This is a genomic window from Gallaecimonas mangrovi, from assembly GCF_003367375.1.
In the GTDB taxonomy this organism is placed as follows: domain Bacteria; phylum Pseudomonadota; class Gammaproteobacteria; order Enterobacterales; family Gallaecimonadaceae; genus Gallaecimonas; species Gallaecimonas mangrovi.
The window spans coordinates 2,147,003-2,163,413 of sequence record NZ_CP031416.1; the positions used below are offsets into that span (position 1 = coordinate 2,147,003).

The following is a 16,411-nucleotide window of genomic DNA, read 5'->3' on the forward strand; positions in this document are numbered from 1 at the left end:
GCCGGTAACGGTTACATCGGTGTGCTTTGTACTGGTGGTGATAAAAAGCCAGCCCCTTAAATAAAAAAGCGCCGAGAGGCGCTTTTTTATTTAAGGCAAAATGCGGCTTTAGCCAGGTCCGTAATGCCCTGCCAATCGCCGGTTTCCATCATTTCTTTCGGTGCTAGCCAACTGCCACCCACACAAAGTACGTTGGGCAGTGATAAATATTCACTGGCATTTTTCGGGCTCACACCGCCGGTTGGGCAGAATTTCACCTGCGGGATAGGTCCGCCCATGGCTTTAAGTGCCGGTGCGCCGCCACTGGCCTCGGCCGGGAAGAACTTAAAGAACTCCAGACCTAAATCCATACCGGTCATAACCTCAGACAGGGTACTTACCCCGGGAATGAGCGGCGCGGTGCCGGCTTTGGCCGCTTTGACTAAAGACGGCGTCATCCCCGGGCTAATCACAAATTTGGCACCCGCGGCAACGGCAGCTTGGTAGTCTTCGGCGTTGAGTACAGTACCCGCTCCCACCAACGCCTCAGGAACCGCTTTCGCTATCTCGGCAATGGCGGCTAAGGCGCAATCGGTGCGTAAGGTTACTTCCAGTACCTTAACGCCACCGGCCAGCAACGCTTTGGCCAAGGGAACAGCGTGCTCTAGTTTTTCAATCACCAACACTGGCATTACCGGGCTGGCGGTGAGCACGTCTTGTGGAGCAAGCTTCCAGGTCATTGGATGTCCTCATGGGGAAAGCGGAACAAGGTTGCACCCTGTTCGGCGCCACAAAGCTGTGGGCGCAAATTCATAAAGAGGCTACGCCCCATACCAATATTATTCGGCGTCAGGTTGGCAACGGCCGCCGTGCGCTTAGCCAGTTCGGCCTCATCAACCAGCAGTGTTAATTCGCCGCTACGGCTGTCCAGGCGAATAATGTCGCCGTCTTGCACCTTGGCCAGCACCGGGTTATCCAGCGCTTCTGGCGTCAAGTGGATAGCGGCTGGCACCTTACCGGAAGCCCCCGACATGCGCCCGTCGGTTACCAGAGCCACTTTGTAGCCTTTTTCCTGCAGCACACCGAGCGGCGGCGTTAGTTTATGAAGCTCCGGCATGCCGTTGGCTTTGGGGCCTTGGAAACGCACCACCACCACACAATCGCGGTCCAAAGAGCCGGCCTTAAAGGCGGCGTCCAGTTGGTTTTGGTCATAAAAAACCACGGCAGGCGCTTCAATAACGGTATTGGCCGCCGGTACCGCCGACACTTTAATAACGCTGCGGCCCAAGTTGCCATGCAGCACTTTCAAGCCGCCTTCGGGGCTAAAGGGCTGGTCAGGATCGGCCAACACGCTGCTATCAAGACTCTTGTCGGGGCTTGGCCGCCATTCGAGCTTGCCGTCGTTCAGCCACGGCTCGAGTTCGTATTGGTCAAGACCACTGCCAACGATGGTTTGCACATCTTCATTAAGCAGCCCCAGTTTTCTAAGGCTCTTAATGAGATAACCCATGCCGCCGGCGGCTTGGAAATGGTTAATGTCAGCTTGGCCATTGGGGTAGATGCGCGTTAGCAGCGGCACCGTTTTAGACAAGGCGTCAAAGTCGTCCCAGGTAATGTGAATACCGGCAGCGCGGCCCACCGCCACCAAGTGCATGGTGTGGTTGGTTGAACCGCCGGTTGCCAGCAATGCCACCATGGCATTCACCAGGGTTTTAGCGGTGAGAATGTCGCTAACAGGGGCGTAGTTACCAGACAGCTCGGTTAACCGTGTTACCTGTTTGGCGGCGGCCTCGGTTAAGGCGTCACGCAGCTTGGTATTGGGGTTAACAAAAGACGAGCCCGGCAGCTGCAAGCCCATCACTTCCACCATCAGTTGGTTGGAGTTGGCGGTGCCATAAAAGGTACAGGTACCGGCGCTGTGGTAAGACTCACTTTCGGCGCGCAGCAATTCGTTACGGTCAACCTGGCCCTGGGCATAGGCTTCGCGAATGCGGGCCTTTTCTTTGTTCGGCATGCCAGAGGGCATAGGGCCTGACGGCACAAAAACAAAGGGTAAATGGCCAAAGGTGGCAGCAGAGATCAGCAGGCCCGGTACGATTTTGTCGCAAATACCCAGCATCAAACCGCCGTCAAACATATTGTGTGACAGCGCCACCGCCGAACTCATGGCGATAATATCGCGGGACAGTAACGACAGTTCCATGCCTGGCTGGCCTTGGGTAACACCGTCGCACATGGCCGGTACGCCACCGGCAAACTGGCCAACAGAGCCAATCTCGTGCAGCGCCTTTTTAATCACCGCCGGAAATGCTTCATAGGGCTGGTGCGCCGATAACATATCGTTGTAGGCCGACACTATCGCCACATTGGCCTTAGTAAAGGATTTGAGGGTATTTTTGTCGTCCATACCGCAGGCGGCAAAGCCGTGGGCTAAATTACCGCAAGACAGGCTAGCGCGGTGCACACCGTCCGCCTTTTGCTGGGCAATATGGGCAAGATATTGGTCACGGGAGCCTTTGGAACGCGCCTCAATACGGGCGGTTACATCGGCAACTACCTTATTCATGCTTCCTCCTGGTACAGATAGACATCCACCGGGGTTTGCTTCTGACCCAGTACGGCGCGGATGGGCATCGCGGTAACATCGTTACCCGCCAGGGCCTTGGCCAGGGTGTCGGCTTTGTCTTTACCTTCCAGATGCAAATAGATCTGGCGGCTATTGAGGAGTGTCGACAGACTCATGGAAATACGCGGCAGTGGCTGGCTGGCCGGATGGGCAGCAATAAGCACATCGCCGGTCTCAAGGCCTTGCTTGAGGTTTGGACAATCCGGGAACAACGAGGCGGTGTGGCCGTCATTGCCCATGCCCAAAATAACCACGTCCAAAGGGGTTGGCAGCGCACCCAGCCAGTCAGTGGCCAGTTCCAGCCCGGCTTCCACCGTGGCATGGGGAGTTTTCAGGCCAACAAAGCGGGCACTGGCGGCCCAGCCCTGCATTAAATTTTGCCGCACCAGCGCTTCGTTTGAAGCTGGGTCGTCGGCATCCACCCAGCGCTCATCGGCCAAGGTAACCAATACCTTTGACCAGCTAATGGGCTGACGGGAAAGCGCCTGAAAAAATGCCAGCGGCGTGCGGCCACCGGAAACCACTAACGAGGCCTTACCGCGGGTGTCGATGGCCTCTTGCAGTAAGGAAGCCACTTTGCGGGCCAAGCTTTTGGCAAGCTCAGCGCGGTCATCAAAGCGCTTTTCTACTGTCAGTTTCATCATTCCTCCCAGCTACGCCCGTCGCGAGTGATAAGGGCAATCGAGGCTACCGGCCCCCAGCTACCCGCTTGGTAGGCTTTGGGCTTGTCGCCGTTTTGCTCCCACGCCGCCAAAATGGAGTCCACCCAGGTCCAGGCGGCTTCCACCTCATCACGGCGTACAAAAAGAGCCTGGTTGCCCATCATGGCTTCTAACAGCAGCCGTTCGTAGGCATCGGCAATACGCTCGTCTTTAAAGGCATCAAAGAATGACAGGTCCAAGGTGGTGCTTTGCAGGCGCATATTGGACTCAAGCCCCGGCACCTTATTGAGCATTTGCAGCTCAACCCCTTCGTGGGGCTGCAGGCGAATAATGAGCTTGTTGGCAGGCGGGTTTTTCTGCGATTTGGCGAAAATATTGTGCGGCAGCGCCTTGAAGTTGATCACCACTTCCGTGGTTTTCGAAGGCATCCGCTTACCGGTACGCAGATAAAAAGGCACGCCAGACCAGCGCCAGTTATCAATATCGACGCGCATGGCAATAAAGGTTTCGGTATCGGAGCCAGTGTTGGCGTCTTCTTCTTCGGCATAGCCAGGTACGGCTTTACCACGCAAGAATCCGGCGCTGTATTGGCCACGAACCGTTACGTCATTAATGTTGCTTTGGGTAATGGGGCGAAGCGCTTTTAACACCTTCACCTTTTCATCGCGAATGGCGTCGGCATCCAGGCTCACCGGCGGTTCCATGGCAATGAGAGTCAGCACCTGCAACAAATGGTTTTGCACCATGTCGCGCATCTGCCCGGCTTTATCAAAGTAGCTCCAGCGCCCTTCAATACCCACTTCCTCGGCTACCGTAATTTGTACCGAGTCAATGCAGCTGTAGTCCCAGTTACTGGCAAAAATAGAGTTAGCAAAACGCAGCGCCAGCAGGTTTTGCACCGTCTCTTTACCCAAATAATGGTCGATACGGTAAATTTGCCGTTCCTGAAAATGCGCGTCGACCTTGTCGTTGATCACCCGGCTGGACGCCAAATCATGACCAATGGGTTTTTCCATTATAACGCGGCTGTTATCACGAATCAGGCCGGCACCGGAAAGCCCTTGGCAGATATCACCATAAAGCGAAGGCGGCGTGGCAAAGTAATACACTTCTGGGGTATCGAGATTGACCGCTTCGCTAATGGCCGCGTAGGAACTCATATCGGCAAAATCGAGGGTAACGTGGCCCAGACGGGCCTTGAAGCGTTCCAGCACTGCCGTATCGACAGGCTCTTTTAGAAAGGTATCGAGGATTTTTTCAATCGGTTCGGCCTCGTGACGAGCCACACCGATAATACGACTGTCGGCGTGCAGCAGGCCGGCCTTGTCCAACTGGTAAAGGGCTGGCAGCAACTTACGTCTTGCCAAATCGCCTTTCACACCGAACAACACCAGATCGCACGGGCCTATTGCTTGATCCCGTTTCATGCGTGATTCCTTCCGCTGATCAATAAAGTTGTAATTTAACTACATTATAAGCGCCAAGCGCCCCTGGTTGTCTATCACATCGCCAAAGAATTTCGGCGGGTTAACTTTCATAAGAAGTTTTTTTTCATAATAATGGCGAAATCACCGCCCTTTTATGGCATTAACTTTCGGTAAGCCTTGAAGAACAAAAGGACAATGTTGCCAATGAACACCCTGGATAAAATCGCCAAGAGCCTGACAGCGCTCTCGAAATCAGAACGCAAGGTTGCCGAGGTTATCCTGGCGAATCCGCAATCGGCGATCCACTCGTCAATTGCTTCATTGGCAAAAGCGGCCGATGTTTCCGAGCCGACCGTTAACCGTTTTTGCCGCCGGCTCGACACCAAAGGCTTTCCCGATTTTAAACTGCATCTTGCCCAAAGCTTGGCCAACGGAACGCCTTATGTAAACCGCCATGTAGAAGAAGACGATGGCCCAGATGCCTACACCGCCAAGATCTTTGAATCTGCCATGGCCAGCCTGGACACCGCCCGGCGCAGCCTGGACACCGCCGCCATTAACCGCGCAGTTGACCTTTTAACCCAAGCCAAGAAAATTTCCTTTTTTGGTTTAGGCGCCAGCGCCGCGGTGGCGCACGATGCGTTAAACAAGTTTTTGCGCTTTAACGTACCGGTGATTTATTCCGACGATGTGCTGGTACAGCGCATGAGCTGCATGAATTCGAGCACCGACGATGTTGTTGTGCTTTTGTCGCATACCGGCCGCACCAAAAGTTTGGTAGAACTGGCCCGTATCGCCCGTGACAACGACGCCACTGTTATCGCTGTTACCTCGAAAGATTCGCCGCTAGCACGGGAAGCCAACTTCGCCATTGGCATGGAAGTGCCTGAAGATACCGATGTTTACATGCCGATGGCATCGCGCCTGGCTTCGCTCACCGTTATTGATATTTTGGCAACCGGTTTTGTTTTACGTCGCGGTCCGCGTTTTCGTGAAAATTTGCGACGTGTTAAAGATGTCTTGCGCGACTCTCGCCTGGAGAAGGAAGAGGATAAACATTAACCGTTTGTAGTAAAATTACAAAAAAGAAAGGGGTGTGCTATAGTGGCGACACCGCTTTTTTGGGTAATCGGTCATGTTGAGAAGAACGAAAATTGTTACCACGCTTGGGCCTGCTACGGATAAAGGCAACAACCTTGAAGCCATCATTCGCGCCGGTGCCAACGTAGTTCGTCTGAATTTCTCCCACGGAAAACCTGAAGATCATCAACAGCGCGCCAAAGCCGTGCGGGAAATCGCCGCCCGCCTTGGCCGCCACGTGTCCATTCTCGGTGATTTGCAAGGCCCTAAGATCCGCGTATCCACCTTTAAAGACGGCCCGGTTAACCTGGTTGTCGGTGAACAGTTTATTCTTGATGCCGACATGGCCAAAGGTGAAGGCCACCAAGGCGCTGTTGGCCTGGACTATAAAGCCCTGCCCCAAGACGTATTTGCCGGCGACGTACTGCTTTTAGACGACGGCCGGGTACAGCTGAAAGTGACAGCCGTTGACGGTGCCAAGGTGGTTACCGAAGTGCTGATTGGCGGCACCTTATCGAACAATAAAGGCATTAACCGCCAAGGTGGCGGCCTGACCGCCCCTGCCCTTACCGACAAAGACAAAGCCGATATTAAAACCGCCGCCGCCATTGGTGTCGATTATCTGGCCGTGTCTTTCCCGCGCAGTGGCGACGACCTTCGCTACGCCCGGGAATTGGCCGAGGCTGAGGGTTCAAGAGCCTTTATTTGCGCCAAAATTGAACGCGCCGAAGCCGTTGCTACCGACGACACCCTGGACGACATCATCCTCGCCTCTGACGCGGTGATGGTTGCCCGCGGCGACTTGGGGGTTGAGATTGGCGATGCCGAACTGGTTGGCCAGCAAAAACGCATTATTCGCCGTTCCCGCGAGCTTAACCGCGTCGTGATCACCGCCACCCAAATGATGGAGTCGATGATTGAAAGCCCGATGCCCACCCGTGCCGAGGTCATGGATGTGGCAAACGCGGTACTCGACGGCACCGATGCGGTCATGCTGTCGGCAGAAACCGCGGCGGGGAATTATCCGGCTGAAACGGTCGAGGCCATGTCACGGGTGTGTTTGGGCGCCGAGAAAAACCCGGCTGCCATTATTAATGCTCGCAGCATGAATCACAGCTTCAACTCGGTGGAAGAGACCATCAGCCTTGCCACCATGTATGCGGCCAATCACCTGGCCGGGGTTAAGGCCATTGTTGCCTTAACCGAATCCGGCGGCACGCCGCTGCTGATGTCACGTATTAGCTCGGGGCTGCCCATCTTTGCCCTGTCACGGCACGCCAGCACCTTAAACCGCCTGGCTCTTTATCGCGGTGTATTCCCGGTGGCCTTTGATTCCAGCCACTACCGCGACGAAGCGTTAAAACGCGAAGCCGTGACCTTATTAAAGGCCAAGGGTTACGTTCAAAGTGGCGACCTGGTGCTGATGACCCACGGTGACCGCATGGAAACCATAGGCGGCACCAATACCTGCAAGATTGTCCAGGTCGACTAAAACAAAAAAGGCGCCAACAGGCGCCTTTTTTATTGGCTAATATCCCCGCCCTTTCGCCGCCAGTGAAGGCGTTTACCCAAGGCATTAAGCACCGAGCCGGCAACGACCATTCCCGCGCCAAAATAGGACAGTAGCGGCAATGGTTGGGTATCAAAACCCAGTGGTATCCAGAGCGAAAACAATGCCACAAACAAGAAAGTTAGCAACGGCGCCATGGCCAGCACCGCCGAGACTTTTGACGCCTGCCAATGATTTAGCGCCTCGGCAAAGGCGCCATACGCCACCAAGGTGTTAAGGCAGCAAAATACCAGCCAACCAAGTTCACTAGGGTTTAGAGCCAACAATTGCCCAGGATGCGACAGCGGCAAGAAAGCAAAAGCCCCCGCCAGGTTGATGATCATCATGATTTGCACGGAGTTAAGGTGGCGTAGCAAGGTTTTTTGCGCAAGCGCATAAGCCGCCCAGCTAACCGCTGCAATTACCATCAGCAGCAGCCCGAAGCCAACACCGTTAAGCTCGCTTACAAGGGTTAACAGCCGGTCGTTAAAGAAAAGCCCAAGGCCAACCACCAATAGCATTACCCCTAGCCACTGCGCAGGCCCAAAGGGCTCTTTGTAAATGCCAACGCCGCCCAATAAAAACAATAACGGCGCCAGCTGAATAACGGTTTGCGCGGTGCGCGGGTCAAGGTGCCTGAGCGCTAACAGATAAAATCCGTAATTACCCAGCAGCCCAAGCACGCTAATGGCAAGTAACCAGGGGCCCTTGCCGGTAAGCCGGCGAAGCCTTGGCAGCGCTTTTCGCCAGCCAAGCCACAACGCTAATAAGAGACCGGCGAAGGCAAAGCGGAAAAAAGTAATGGTGTAAGCGTCCATCACCACCAGCACTTCTTTTAAGGCAATGGGTAAAAGACCCCACAATACGGCGGTGGTCAGGGAGAGCCCAGCCCCTAAACCGGCACGGCCCGATAACGCATCCATGGTTTGCTCCCAATAAAAAAGGGCCATACGGCCCTTTATCACAACAAAAGCTGTTTGACCTTTTCCCGGTAGGAGCGCCCTACCCGCAGCTCGTCGCCACTTTTGAGCCGCACCAAGTAATCGGCACTGGCCAGGTTAATTAACTGGCCAATGCGTTCGCGATTAACAATGGCGCTGCGGTGAATACGCACAAAGCGGCGCGGGTCGAGCATCGACTCAAGCTCTTTCATGGTTTTACGCATAATGTGCGTAACGCCCTTGGCGTGAATACACATGTAGTCGCCAGCGGCATCGACCCAGTCAATGTCTTCGGCGGCCACCAGGCTCACTTCCGAGCCGTCACGAATTGCCAGCTGGCTGGCGTAATCGCCGGTAACCGCTTCACCGCGGTCAAGGCGCTGCTGCACCTCGTCAATGCTGACCCCAGCCAGCTCTGCCAGCGCTTTTAACATCCTAGCTTCACGCCGCGCCTGGTCGCGCTGTTCAAGCTGGTCGCTAATGCGTTCAAGGCAAGCTTCAATGCGCTGCTCATCAATGGGTTTTAACAGGTAATCCAGGGCATGCAGTTCAAAGGCTTTCACCGCATAGTCGTCGTAGGCGGTAACGAACACCACCATCGGTAAGTCGACGTCTTTTTCTACCAAGGATTCGATGAGTTCAATGCCCGTCATCCCCGGCATTTGAATATCGAGAAACACCAACTCAGGCTTTAAGGCGGCAATGGCTTGCAGTGCTTCTTGCGCACTGGAAGACTCCCCAACAACCGTCAGCTGCGGGTACTGCTCTAAGCGAACTTTCAGTCCCTTCCTGGCCAGTGGTTCATCATCAACAATGAGGGTTCTTATAGTCATTCTTCCGTCTGGTAGGGTATGCGAATGTTAACGGTTAATCCCGAAGGCTCCCGCGACGACAACGTAAAAGCGAAGTCTTCCCCGTAAAGGGTTTCAAGACGTTCCTTGGTATTGGCTAGCCCCACACCGGTGCTACTGCTTTTGCCTTGACCAAGGCCTGGGCCGTCGTCACTTATCTCCAGCAATAGATCACTACCAAAACGCTTGCCCAAAATCCAGATGTTGCCGCCTTTTATCTGCCCGGCCACCCCATATTTGATGGCGTTCTCAATAAGCGGCTGCAAAATAAGCGAAGGCACCAGGGCCATGCGGGCTTCTGGCTCGATTTGCCAGTGCACTTTAAGGCGGTCTGAAAAGCGGACTTCTTCAATGGCCAGGTACTTTTCCAGCGCCCGCACTTCTTGTTCCAGCGGCACCCGGCGAATAGGGTCAATTTCCAGCGAATAGCGTAAAAATTCGGCCAGGCCACCCACCATGCGGTTAGCAGTGTCGTTTTCCTTGACCATGATCAGGGTGGAAATGGCATTGAGGGTATTAAACAAAAAATGCGGGTTTAACTGGTAGCGAAGCGCCCTTAGCTGAGCTTGCTGCGCGGCATTGGCCGCCTTTAGCGCCTTTTCATTGAGTAGCTGCAACATGCGGTAGTACTTAATACCAAAGTACAGGCAGCTCCAAGCGGCCAAAATCGGTACCGAGGCCACCACATAGCCGTAATAACCTGACCAGGCATCGGGCGCCCGTGAAGGATAAAGCACCGCATAAAAGAAGAAGTTACGGCCAAACTGCCAAATGGCCCCGGCCACCATGCTGGCGAGGATAATAATCACCACTATGGTACGCGGCTTAAAATTCCAAATGCGGCGGTACAGGTAGCGCAGCGGCAACGACAGCAGCCAGCCCGAGGTGCACAGGAACATAATATGGATCCAGTAACGCCCAGGGCTACCGGCCAAATAATTGGAGATCCAGAACAACACCCCATAGCTCAGCCAACCTGCGGTATGCAGCAGCCAGAAATAGGATTCATGACGGGGGCCAAATAGCGCGCGGCCTACATCGCGAGGGTCATCAACCAAGGAACGCTTCATAAAAGCCATGCTCGGCGAGTCGCTGTTAATTCAAAAAGGGGCATTAACGGTTTTCGTTTAGAAGTCTGTGGCTGAGGCTAATCGACAGCGGCCATAGCCACAAGGCACGACGCCCATGCTTTGCGATAATGCGCAGCATAGGCAAGGTAGCCCGCTTGCGGATGCAGGCACCAACTTTCACAAAGGTGGCTATAAACCGCTGCCATGGCCCATAACCGTTTGATACTAAGGCCCTGCCCCGTTAGCTGCTGCCACATAGCCGCAATACGCTCAGCTGACTGCTGGTGGTCAACCATCAGGGCGGCAAAATCGTAATAAGGGTCGGCAAGGCTGGCATATTCCCAATCAATCAGCCACAGCCGCTCGCCCTGCCAAAGGCAGTTTTGCGGGTTTAAATCGACATGGGCCGGCCGATACGGTAATGGGTGGGCCGCCAGGTACTGGTAGGCTTGCCGAGGGCCCAGGCTATCGGCAGCCAGGGCTTTAGCGCGGGCCTGGCAATCGAGTACCGGTAACGCTACCGACTGGCCTTGCAACCAGGAAATGGCGCCAAGCAGCGCCCGCAGTTTTGCCGCGCTATCGGCCGCACCCGTTGGCGCATCAACAAAAGCCGACAGTGACCAGCGCCCTTGCTGGTAAATCAGCGCCGGGCTTACCGCGGTTTGGCTGGCTTGTTGCCAAATACGCTGCTCTGCTGCGCGGTCAATACCCAGCTCAACCGCGGCATTGTTTTCACGCAGCAGCGCTTTACCTGTTGCGCACTCAAGCAGCCAATGGCGGTTAGTCAGGCCGCCGGCAAACACCGTTTTAGTGGCCCCTTGCCAGGGCTCAGGCAGCTTGAGCTTGCATGGCACGGCGCCAACTCCAGTAGCCACCGAGGGCCATCAGCACATAAGCGGCGAACAATAGCGCTGTCATCGCTAAATCTTTTTGCAAGTAAAGCCAGATACACACCGCATCAATCACCACCCAATACAGCCAGTTTTCAATGATTTTGCGGGTCACCATCCAGGTGGTTATGACCGAAAAACAGGCATTGGCGCCATCAAGGTAGGGAAAAGCGGCGTGGGTATATTCGGCCATTACATAGCCCCAGGCCAGTGACACCAATGCGCCAGCCGTTATCAAGCCAAGGTGCCAAACCCATGGCCGGGTGCTCACCGGCAAGGCTTGGTGGCTTCGCCCCTGGCGCCAGCTCCACCAGCCATAAATGGCCATCACCAGGTAATAGGCGTTAAGTAGCGAGTCTGACAGCAGCGCCACCTTATAAAACAGCGCCACATAAATAAGGGTGCTAAAAAGTGCCGCGGGCCAGCACCACTGGCTCTGCCAAATCGCCAGCAGCAAATAGGCGACGGCCAACAGCACCGCCAGCAACTCCCAGCCAGAGGTGGCCAGGAGCTGCTGCCAAACGGCTTGGAAAAAATCGCTCAAGGGCGCAGATCCCCGCCCAGGAACTTACACACAAAGCTTGCCTTTGCAGTTTGGTGATAGGCCTTCATGGCCTCCCCCACCACCATGAGCACGGTGTCGTAAGGACCAAACACCTGGGTGCTCATGGTGTTGGTAATCACCTGTAGCTCCGGGTGGCGATTAAGCTCGTCAATAAAGCCTTGAATGGGCGGAATGTAATTGTCAGCCAGCGGGTACATGGAAATTTCAACAGACAGGTTCATCACAGCTCCTTAAAAACGGTAGGTGGCACTGGCACCGACCACACGGCCGTCGCCCAGTTGGTAATAGGGATGTTCGGCATAACCGTCGGCCGGGTCGTTGCCCCAGCCGCCAAAGCCACGGGTAGGATATTGCCGGTCAAAGAGGTTTTTGCCATAAACAGCAAGCTGCCAGTGGCCGTGTTGCCAGGCAAGATTGGCGTTCCAAAGCACATAGCTCCAGGCCTGTACGTCAGAGGTATCTGAAAAGTAGTAGCGGTCTTTACCTTCACTACTGACCGACAGCAGCCAGTTCTCGGCCAGTTGCCAGTCCGCACCAAGGTGATAAGTCCAGCGCGGCGCTTGCGCTTGGTCACGGCCATCAAGGCTTTCACCACTGGCATTAATAAAATCGTTATAGCGGGTGCGCAGCAGCCCCAAAGAGCCGGAAAAACGTAAGCTGTCTAAGGCTTGCCAACTGGCTTCAAACTCGGCGCCATAGTTACGGCCCGAGGCAGCATTGCCGTAAAACTCCACAAACTCGGATGAACCATCACCGCGGCTTTGGGTTTCGTAGGTTTTTACCTGCATGTTGTCGCGCCACATGTTAAAGACGCTTAGCATCATTGACAGTTTCGGGCTCAGCCACCACTTGCCACCCGCTTCCAGGTTGACTGCCGTTTCGGTGTCAAAGCTGCGTTTATCAGCCTCTAGGTTACCGTCGGTATTAAAGCCGCCGGGCTTATAGCCCCTTGAAAGACCGAGGTAATACATGCTGCTGGCAAGGTTGTAGGAAAGGTCGACATTGCCGCCCCAAAGGCCTTCACTGTGGTTAAGGTGCTGGGGATTAGAGTCGTCGTAGTCAGCTTGCCAATGCTCAAAGCGGGCACCGGTTTTAACTTGCCAACGGTCATTTAGCGGGATGGTAAGCTGGCCGTAAACGGCTTTGTTTTGGCCCGTTATCTGGCTGGTTAGCAAGCTGCCGCTGCCGTAGGTGTCAAGGTAACGAAGGTCTTCATCTTCAAAATGGCCATACACACCCAACACCCAATCGACATTGCCAAGCCGCCCGGCCGGTTTCGACACCAAACGTAAATCGGCTACCTGGGTGGAGCGGCGGCGCTGGTACGATTCGGCCTCAACGTAGTCGCCGTAGGGGCAAGTGTTAACTTGGCAATAGTCTGGGTTAGACCAGTCATCGTCAAAACTGTAAAGGCTGTCGGTGTGGCTGGTGGTGGTATTAAGCACCAGCCTGGCTTTATCCCAACCGCTATATTGCAGCTTTGAACCAAGGCCTTTACTTAATTGGTTATCTTGCCCGGGCTGGTCAGAAAGCGTGGTACGGGAGTTATTAAAACTAAAAGCATCGTAGCCATTTTGCACGTTGAGCCAAAGGCCGGTTATGTCCCACTGCCAATGGTCTTTTTGGTAGCGCAGTTTTAAACGGGCGGTGTTTTCATCACGGCCATCGGTTGGCCGCTGCTGGTAGCTGTTAAAATAATCACCATCGGTTTTATAGCTGGACCCGGAAAGCCGCGCTGACCACGCGTCTGACAAACCGCCGCCAACAGCACCTTGGTAGCGCCTGGCATTGTGGTTGGCAACCGAGGCCTCGGCATAACCTTCAACATCGTCGGTGGGCGCGCGGGTTTCGATGTTAATCAAACCGCCAAGGGCATTGGCGCCGAAGCGAGTGCCTTGAGGGCCGCGATACACCTCAACTTGCTGCACGTCACTAATCAGCCCCGCCAGCCCCATGCCAGAAAAATCAAAGCCGTCCACCAACAAGCCAACCGAGGGATAAATGGGCGCCGCATACTGGCTGCGCTCGCCAATGCCGCGAATTTGGATAAAACGGCCACGGCTGGCACCACTGTCAAAGTTAACATTGGGCACCAACGTTAAGGCTTGGTCTAAGGCTTCGGTGTGACGTTCTTCAAGGGTAGTTGACGATAACACTGAAACCGAATCGGTAAGTTCTGTCAGGGCTTGGCGGCGAAAGTCGCCGGTAACTTCAATGTGCTCGATATTGCTGCTGGCAGCGGTGTCTGCCGTTGGCGTATCGGCCAACACATTAGGGCTGGCAAGAGCCAGGGCAATCATAGATGGTTTGAACATGTGGACCTCTTTTAAAAGAGATCCGGGCGTGCGGCAGTAATGGCAAGCACCATCCCTACGCCGGTACGAGCCGGATCAGGTTCAAAGGGTCTGTCGGTGCACCGACATCTCAGGCCTTAAAGGCCTCCCCCTGGTGAAAATTCGCAGCGATTGTAACGGGACTCTTTTTCGATGTCAGCCCCGACTAAGGTCTTAGGGTAAAAACCGTTAACGCGCCAGCATCGGCCCCAGCGGTTTACCGCCCAACAGGTGCAGATGGATGTGATACACCTCTTGGCCACCGTGCTCGCGGCAATTCATCAGCAGGCGGTAACCGTCTTCGGCGATGCCAGCCTCTCTTGCCAGTTTGGACGCTACCGACATCATGCGGCCAAGGTACGGTTCGTGCTCTTCGGTGATGTCATCGGCGGTTGCAATCAAAATATTGGGAATAACCAGCACATGCAGCGGCGCCTTGGGGTTAATGTCCCGAAATGCGGTAACCAAATCGTCCTGATACAAAATGTCGGCGGGGATCTCACGACGAATAATTTTTGAGAAAATGGTTTCTTCGCTCATCTATAGCTCCTTAAGCGACCTCAAAGTCCATGCTAGACTGCATGCCAAACCCTTGATAGCGCAAGCCAATGATCGCCGCCATCCATTATGACATCAAGCCTGCTGATTTAAGCCGGCACCTTTTCGACATCACCCTCACCATCGACGAGCCGGATCAAAACGGCCAGCAGCTTTGGCTGCCCGCCTGGATCCCGGGCTCGTACCTGATTCGCGACTTTGCCAAGCACATGCAATGGATAGAAGCCGTCGACGAAGACGATGCCCCCGTCGCCATTCAAAAACTCGACAAGGCCCGTTGGCAGTTGGCAGCGACGGAAGGCCCGGTCAAGGTACGCTATCAGGTATACGCTTGGGATTTGTCGGTGCGCGGCGCCCACCTCGACGAAACCCATGGCTTTTTTAACGGCACTTCGGTGTTTTTGGCGGTATCCGGCCAGGAAAACGACCCAGTTAGTGTCGATATTCAACCGCCAAGTGAGGCCCCCCATTGGAAAGTTGCCACCGGCCTTGGCCGCCAAGACGGCGACAAATGGGGCTTTGGCCGTTTCGCCGCTAAAGACTACGACACCCTTATCGACCACCCGGTAGAGATGGGCGACTTTGAAATACTGAGCTTTGATGCCTGCGGTATTGCGCACCATTTGGTGCTGACCGGCCATCATTACGGCGACCGCGACCAGCTAAAGCGCGACCTAACCGCCATTTGTGAAACCGAGCTGCAGTTTTTCGGCGCGCCTTATCCCTTCGATGAATACTGGTTTTTAACCATGGTCACCGCCGACAGTTACGGCGGCCTGGAACACCGTAATTCCACCGCGTTGATGATCCCCGCTACAGCCTTAATGGTAAGGATTACAACGACTTTTTAGCGCTTTGCTCCCATGAGTATTTTCATAACTGGAATGTAAAACGCATTAAACCCAAAGCGTTTTTACCCTACCAACTGGATAAGGAAAGCCACAGCATTCAGCTATGGCCTATGAAGGTATTACCTCTTACTACGACGATTTAATCTTGCACCGCGCCGGCCTTATTGATGCCCAAAGCTACCTTGACCGCCTGGCCACCACCCTGACCCGGGTGGCAAGGGCGCCTGGGCGTTTTGTGCAAAGCCTGGCCGACTCCAGCTTCGATGCCTGGACCAAGTTTTACCAGCAAGACGAAAACGCCCCCAATGCCATTGTCAGCTACTACACCAAGGGCGCCATTATGGCGCTGTGCCTGGATTTAACCCTGCGGCTGCGTTCAGAGCACAATCTCTGCCTTGACCATGTGATGGAACGGCTCTGGGAAGATTTTGGCCGCCCCAGTATTGGCACCGACGACGACAGTCACCAAAAACTGGCCGAAAGCCTGCTGGGTGAATCCCTGGAAAGCTTCTTTAACCAGGCGCTCTACGCCACCGAAGACTTGCCGCTGGCAAAGCTGCTGGATGCCATGGGGGTAAGCCTGCGTTATCTGCCCGCCAGTGATGACGGCGACAACGGTGGCAACCCGGCGAAAAATCGCCAACCGCGCCTGACCTTAGGGGCTCGCCTGGCAGACAGCGACGGCGGTATCAAGGTGCTGTCGGTAACCCACGGTAGCGCAGCCGATAAAGCCGGCCTTGCCGCTGGTGACGTTATTGTCGCTATCGATGGCCTGCGTGCCCGCATGGGTAAATTACAAACCCAGCTCACCGCCATTGGCGAACGTAGCGTTGAAGTGCACGCCTTTCGCCTAGACGAGCTGATGACCTTTGACGTCACCCCGCAACCGGCCGCAGGCGACACAGCGGTGCTGGAAGTGACCGACCCGGATAAGTTAAAAGGCTGGCTAGAACTTTAATAGATAAAAAACGCCGCAAAAAAATTCAGAATCAATATTTAGACATCCTAATTATGTAATATTACAGACGT

At 54.7% G+C, this 16,411-nt stretch carries 16 protein-coding genes, 1 pseudogene and 1 riboswitch; of the genes and pseudogenes, 5 read left to right on the forward strand and 12 right to left on the reverse strand.

The features are described from left to right. Positions 1-86 precede the first annotated feature (86 nt). Genes DW350_RS10305 through zwf form a run of 4 tightly spaced genes read right to left on the reverse strand, consistent with a single transcriptional unit; the run spans position 87 to position 4,694 of the window. Positions 87-719 carry a bifunctional 4-hydroxy-2-oxoglutarate aldolase/2-dehydro-3-deoxy-phosphogluconate aldolase gene (locus tag DW350_RS10305; protein WP_115718790.1) on the reverse strand — a complete coding sequence of 211 codons (633 nt, stop codon included), beginning with the start codon at positions 717-719 and terminating at the stop codon, positions 87-89. Then, positions 716-2,545: a phosphogluconate dehydratase gene (gene edd / locus DW350_RS10310; RefSeq protein ID WP_115718791.1), complete on the reverse strand. Its 1,830-nt coding sequence runs from the start codon at positions 2,543-2,545 to the stop codon at positions 716-718. Before edd ends, DW350_RS10305 begins: the two co-directional genes overlap by 4 nt. Then, positions 2,542-3,249 carry a 6-phosphogluconolactonase gene (gene pgl / locus DW350_RS10315; protein ID WP_192954647.1) on the reverse strand — a complete coding sequence of 236 codons (708 nt, stop codon included), beginning with the start codon at positions 3,247-3,249 and terminating at the stop codon, positions 2,542-2,544. The genes edd and pgl overlap by 4 nt, the downstream gene beginning before the upstream one ends. After that, a complete protein-coding gene (zwf, locus tag DW350_RS10320) occupies positions 3,246-4,694 on the reverse strand; it encodes a glucose-6-phosphate dehydrogenase (RefSeq protein WP_115718793.1) in 1,449 nt (482 codons plus the stop codon). The genes pgl and zwf overlap by 4 nt, the downstream gene beginning before the upstream one ends. Before the next feature lie 204 nt (positions 4,695-4,898). On the opposite strand from zwf, the gene DW350_RS10325 reads away from it, so the two are divergent. Both DW350_RS10325 and pyk read left to right on the forward strand, forming a co-directional pair. Next, the gene (locus DW350_RS10325) at positions 4,899-5,756 is read left to right on the forward strand and encodes a MurR/RpiR family transcriptional regulator (protein WP_115718794.1); all 858 of its coding nucleotides are present in this window, start codon (positions 4,899-4,901) and stop codon (positions 5,754-5,756) included. A 73-nt stretch (positions 5,757-5,829) separates the two neighbouring features. After that, entirely contained in the window at positions 5,830-7,266 is a 1,437-nt protein-coding gene (gene pyk, locus DW350_RS10330) for a pyruvate kinase (RefSeq protein ID WP_115718795.1), read from the forward strand. A gap of 29 nt (positions 7,267-7,295) precedes the next feature. On the opposite strand, the gene DW350_RS10335 is transcribed toward pyk, so the two are convergent. From DW350_RS10335 to hinT, 8 genes are all read right to left on the reverse strand, one after another. After that, positions 7,296-8,246: a DMT family transporter gene (locus tag DW350_RS10335; RefSeq protein WP_115720610.1), complete on the reverse strand. Its 951-nt coding sequence runs from the start codon at positions 8,244-8,246 to the stop codon at positions 7,296-7,298. 38 nt (positions 8,247-8,284) lie between these two features. Then, positions 8,285-9,097, reverse strand: coding sequence for a LytR/AlgR family response regulator transcription factor (locus tag DW350_RS10340; RefSeq protein ID WP_115718796.1), 813 nt, complete (start codon positions 9,095-9,097; stop codon positions 8,285-8,287). Next, positions 9,094-10,185 carry a sensor histidine kinase gene (locus DW350_RS10345; RefSeq protein WP_115720611.1) on the reverse strand — a complete coding sequence of 364 codons (1,092 nt, stop codon included), beginning with the start codon at positions 10,183-10,185 and terminating at the stop codon, positions 9,094-9,096. The genes DW350_RS10340 and DW350_RS10345 overlap by 4 nt, the downstream gene beginning before the upstream one ends. Positions 10,186-10,262: 77 nt before the next feature. Continuing rightward, positions 10,263-11,039 carry a choline/ethanolamine kinase family protein gene (locus tag DW350_RS10350; protein ID WP_192954648.1) on the reverse strand — a complete coding sequence of 259 codons (777 nt, stop codon included), beginning with the start codon at positions 11,037-11,039 and terminating at the stop codon, positions 10,263-10,265. Further along, a complete protein-coding gene (gene pnuC / locus DW350_RS10355) occupies positions 11,014-11,619 on the reverse strand; it encodes a nicotinamide riboside transporter PnuC (protein WP_115718798.1) in 606 nt (201 codons plus the stop codon). Before pnuC ends, DW350_RS10350 begins: the two co-directional genes overlap by 26 nt. After that, a complete protein-coding gene (locus tag DW350_RS10360) occupies positions 11,616-11,861 on the reverse strand; it encodes a hypothetical protein (RefSeq protein WP_115718799.1) in 246 nt (81 codons plus the stop codon). Before DW350_RS10360 ends, pnuC begins: the two co-directional genes overlap by 4 nt. A 9-nt stretch (positions 11,862-11,870) precedes the next feature. Continuing rightward, positions 11,871-13,955: a TonB-dependent receptor gene (locus DW350_RS10365; protein ID WP_115718800.1), complete on the reverse strand. Its 2,085-nt coding sequence runs from the start codon at positions 13,953-13,955 to the stop codon at positions 11,871-11,873. A gap of 35 nt (positions 13,956-13,990) precedes the next feature. Continuing rightward, a riboswitch (TPP riboswitch) is annotated at positions 13,991-14,096 on the reverse strand. A 66-nt stretch (positions 14,097-14,162) separates the two neighbouring features. Then, a complete protein-coding gene (hinT, locus tag DW350_RS10370) occupies positions 14,163-14,513 on the reverse strand; it encodes a purine nucleoside phosphoramidase (RefSeq protein WP_115718801.1) in 351 nt (116 codons plus the stop codon). A 68-nt stretch (positions 14,514-14,581) separates the two neighbouring features. Here hinT and DW350_RS19770 point away from each other — a divergent pair, with 68 nt between their 5' ends. The 3 genes and pseudogenes from DW350_RS19770 (at position 14,582) to DW350_RS19780 (ending at position 16,340) form a co-directional block, all read left to right on the forward strand. Continuing rightward, positions 14,582-15,382, forward strand: a complete 801-nt coding sequence (locus tag DW350_RS19770; protein WP_319018085.1) for a M61 family metallopeptidase — start codon at positions 14,582-14,584, stop codon at positions 15,380-15,382. 44 nt (positions 15,383-15,426) lie between these two features. Next, positions 15,427-15,665 (forward strand): annotated as a pseudogene (locus DW350_RS19775) (M61 family metallopeptidase); the annotation flags it as partial. 285 nt (positions 15,666-15,950) lie between these two features. Further along, positions 15,951-16,340, forward strand: a complete 390-nt coding sequence (locus DW350_RS19780; RefSeq protein ID WP_319018125.1) for a PDZ domain-containing protein — start codon at positions 15,951-15,953, stop codon at positions 16,338-16,340. Positions 16,341-16,411: the final 71 nt, after the last annotated feature.

Excerpts from the sequence above, each read along its gene's own strand:
- DW350_RS10305 (WP_115718790.1), bottom strand. The coding sequence starts at position 719 with ATGACCTGGAAGCTTGCTCCACAAGACGTGCTCACCGCCAGCCCGGTA.
- edd (WP_115718791.1), bottom strand. The coding sequence starts at position 2,545 with ATGAATAAGGTAGTTGCCGATGTAACCGCCCGTATTGAGGCGCGTTCC.
- pgl (WP_192954647.1), bottom strand. The coding sequence starts at position 3,249 with ATGATGAAACTGACAGTAGAAAAGCGCTTTGATGACCGCGCTGAGCTT.
- zwf (WP_115718793.1), bottom strand. The coding sequence starts at position 4,694 with ATGAAACGGGATCAAGCAATAGGCCCGTGCGATCTGGTGTTGTTCGGT.
- DW350_RS10325 (WP_115718794.1), top strand. The coding sequence starts at position 4,899 with ATGAACACCCTGGATAAAATCGCCAAGAGCCTGACAGCGCTCTCGAAA.
- pyk (WP_115718795.1), top strand. The coding sequence starts at position 5,830 with ATGTTGAGAAGAACGAAAATTGTTACCACGCTTGGGCCTGCTACGGAT.
- DW350_RS10335 (WP_115720610.1), bottom strand. The coding sequence starts at position 8,246 with ATGGATGCGTTATCGGGCCGTGCCGGTTTAGGGGCTGGGCTCTCCCTG.
- DW350_RS10340 (WP_115718796.1), bottom strand. The coding sequence starts at position 9,097 with ATGACTATAAGAACCCTCATTGTTGATGATGAACCACTGGCCAGGAAG.
- DW350_RS10345 (WP_115720611.1), bottom strand. The coding sequence starts at position 10,185 with ATGAAGCGTTCCTTGGTTGATGACCCTCGCGATGTAGGCCGCGCGCTA.
- DW350_RS10360 (WP_115718799.1), bottom strand. The coding sequence starts at position 11,861 with ATGAACCTGTCTGTTGAAATTTCCATGTACCCGCTGGCTGACAATTAC.
- DW350_RS10365 (WP_115718800.1), bottom strand. The coding sequence starts at position 13,955 with ATGTTCAAACCATCTATGATTGCCCTGGCTCTTGCCAGCCCTAATGTG.
- hinT (WP_115718801.1), bottom strand. The coding sequence starts at position 14,513 with ATGAGCGAAGAAACCATTTTCTCAAAAATTATTCGTCGTGAGATCCCC.
- DW350_RS19770 (WP_319018085.1), top strand. The coding sequence starts at position 14,582 with ATGATCGCCGCCATCCATTATGACATCAAGCCTGCTGATTTAAGCCGG.
- DW350_RS19780 (WP_319018125.1), top strand. The coding sequence starts at position 15,951 with ATGGGGGTAAGCCTGCGTTATCTGCCCGCCAGTGATGACGGCGACAAC.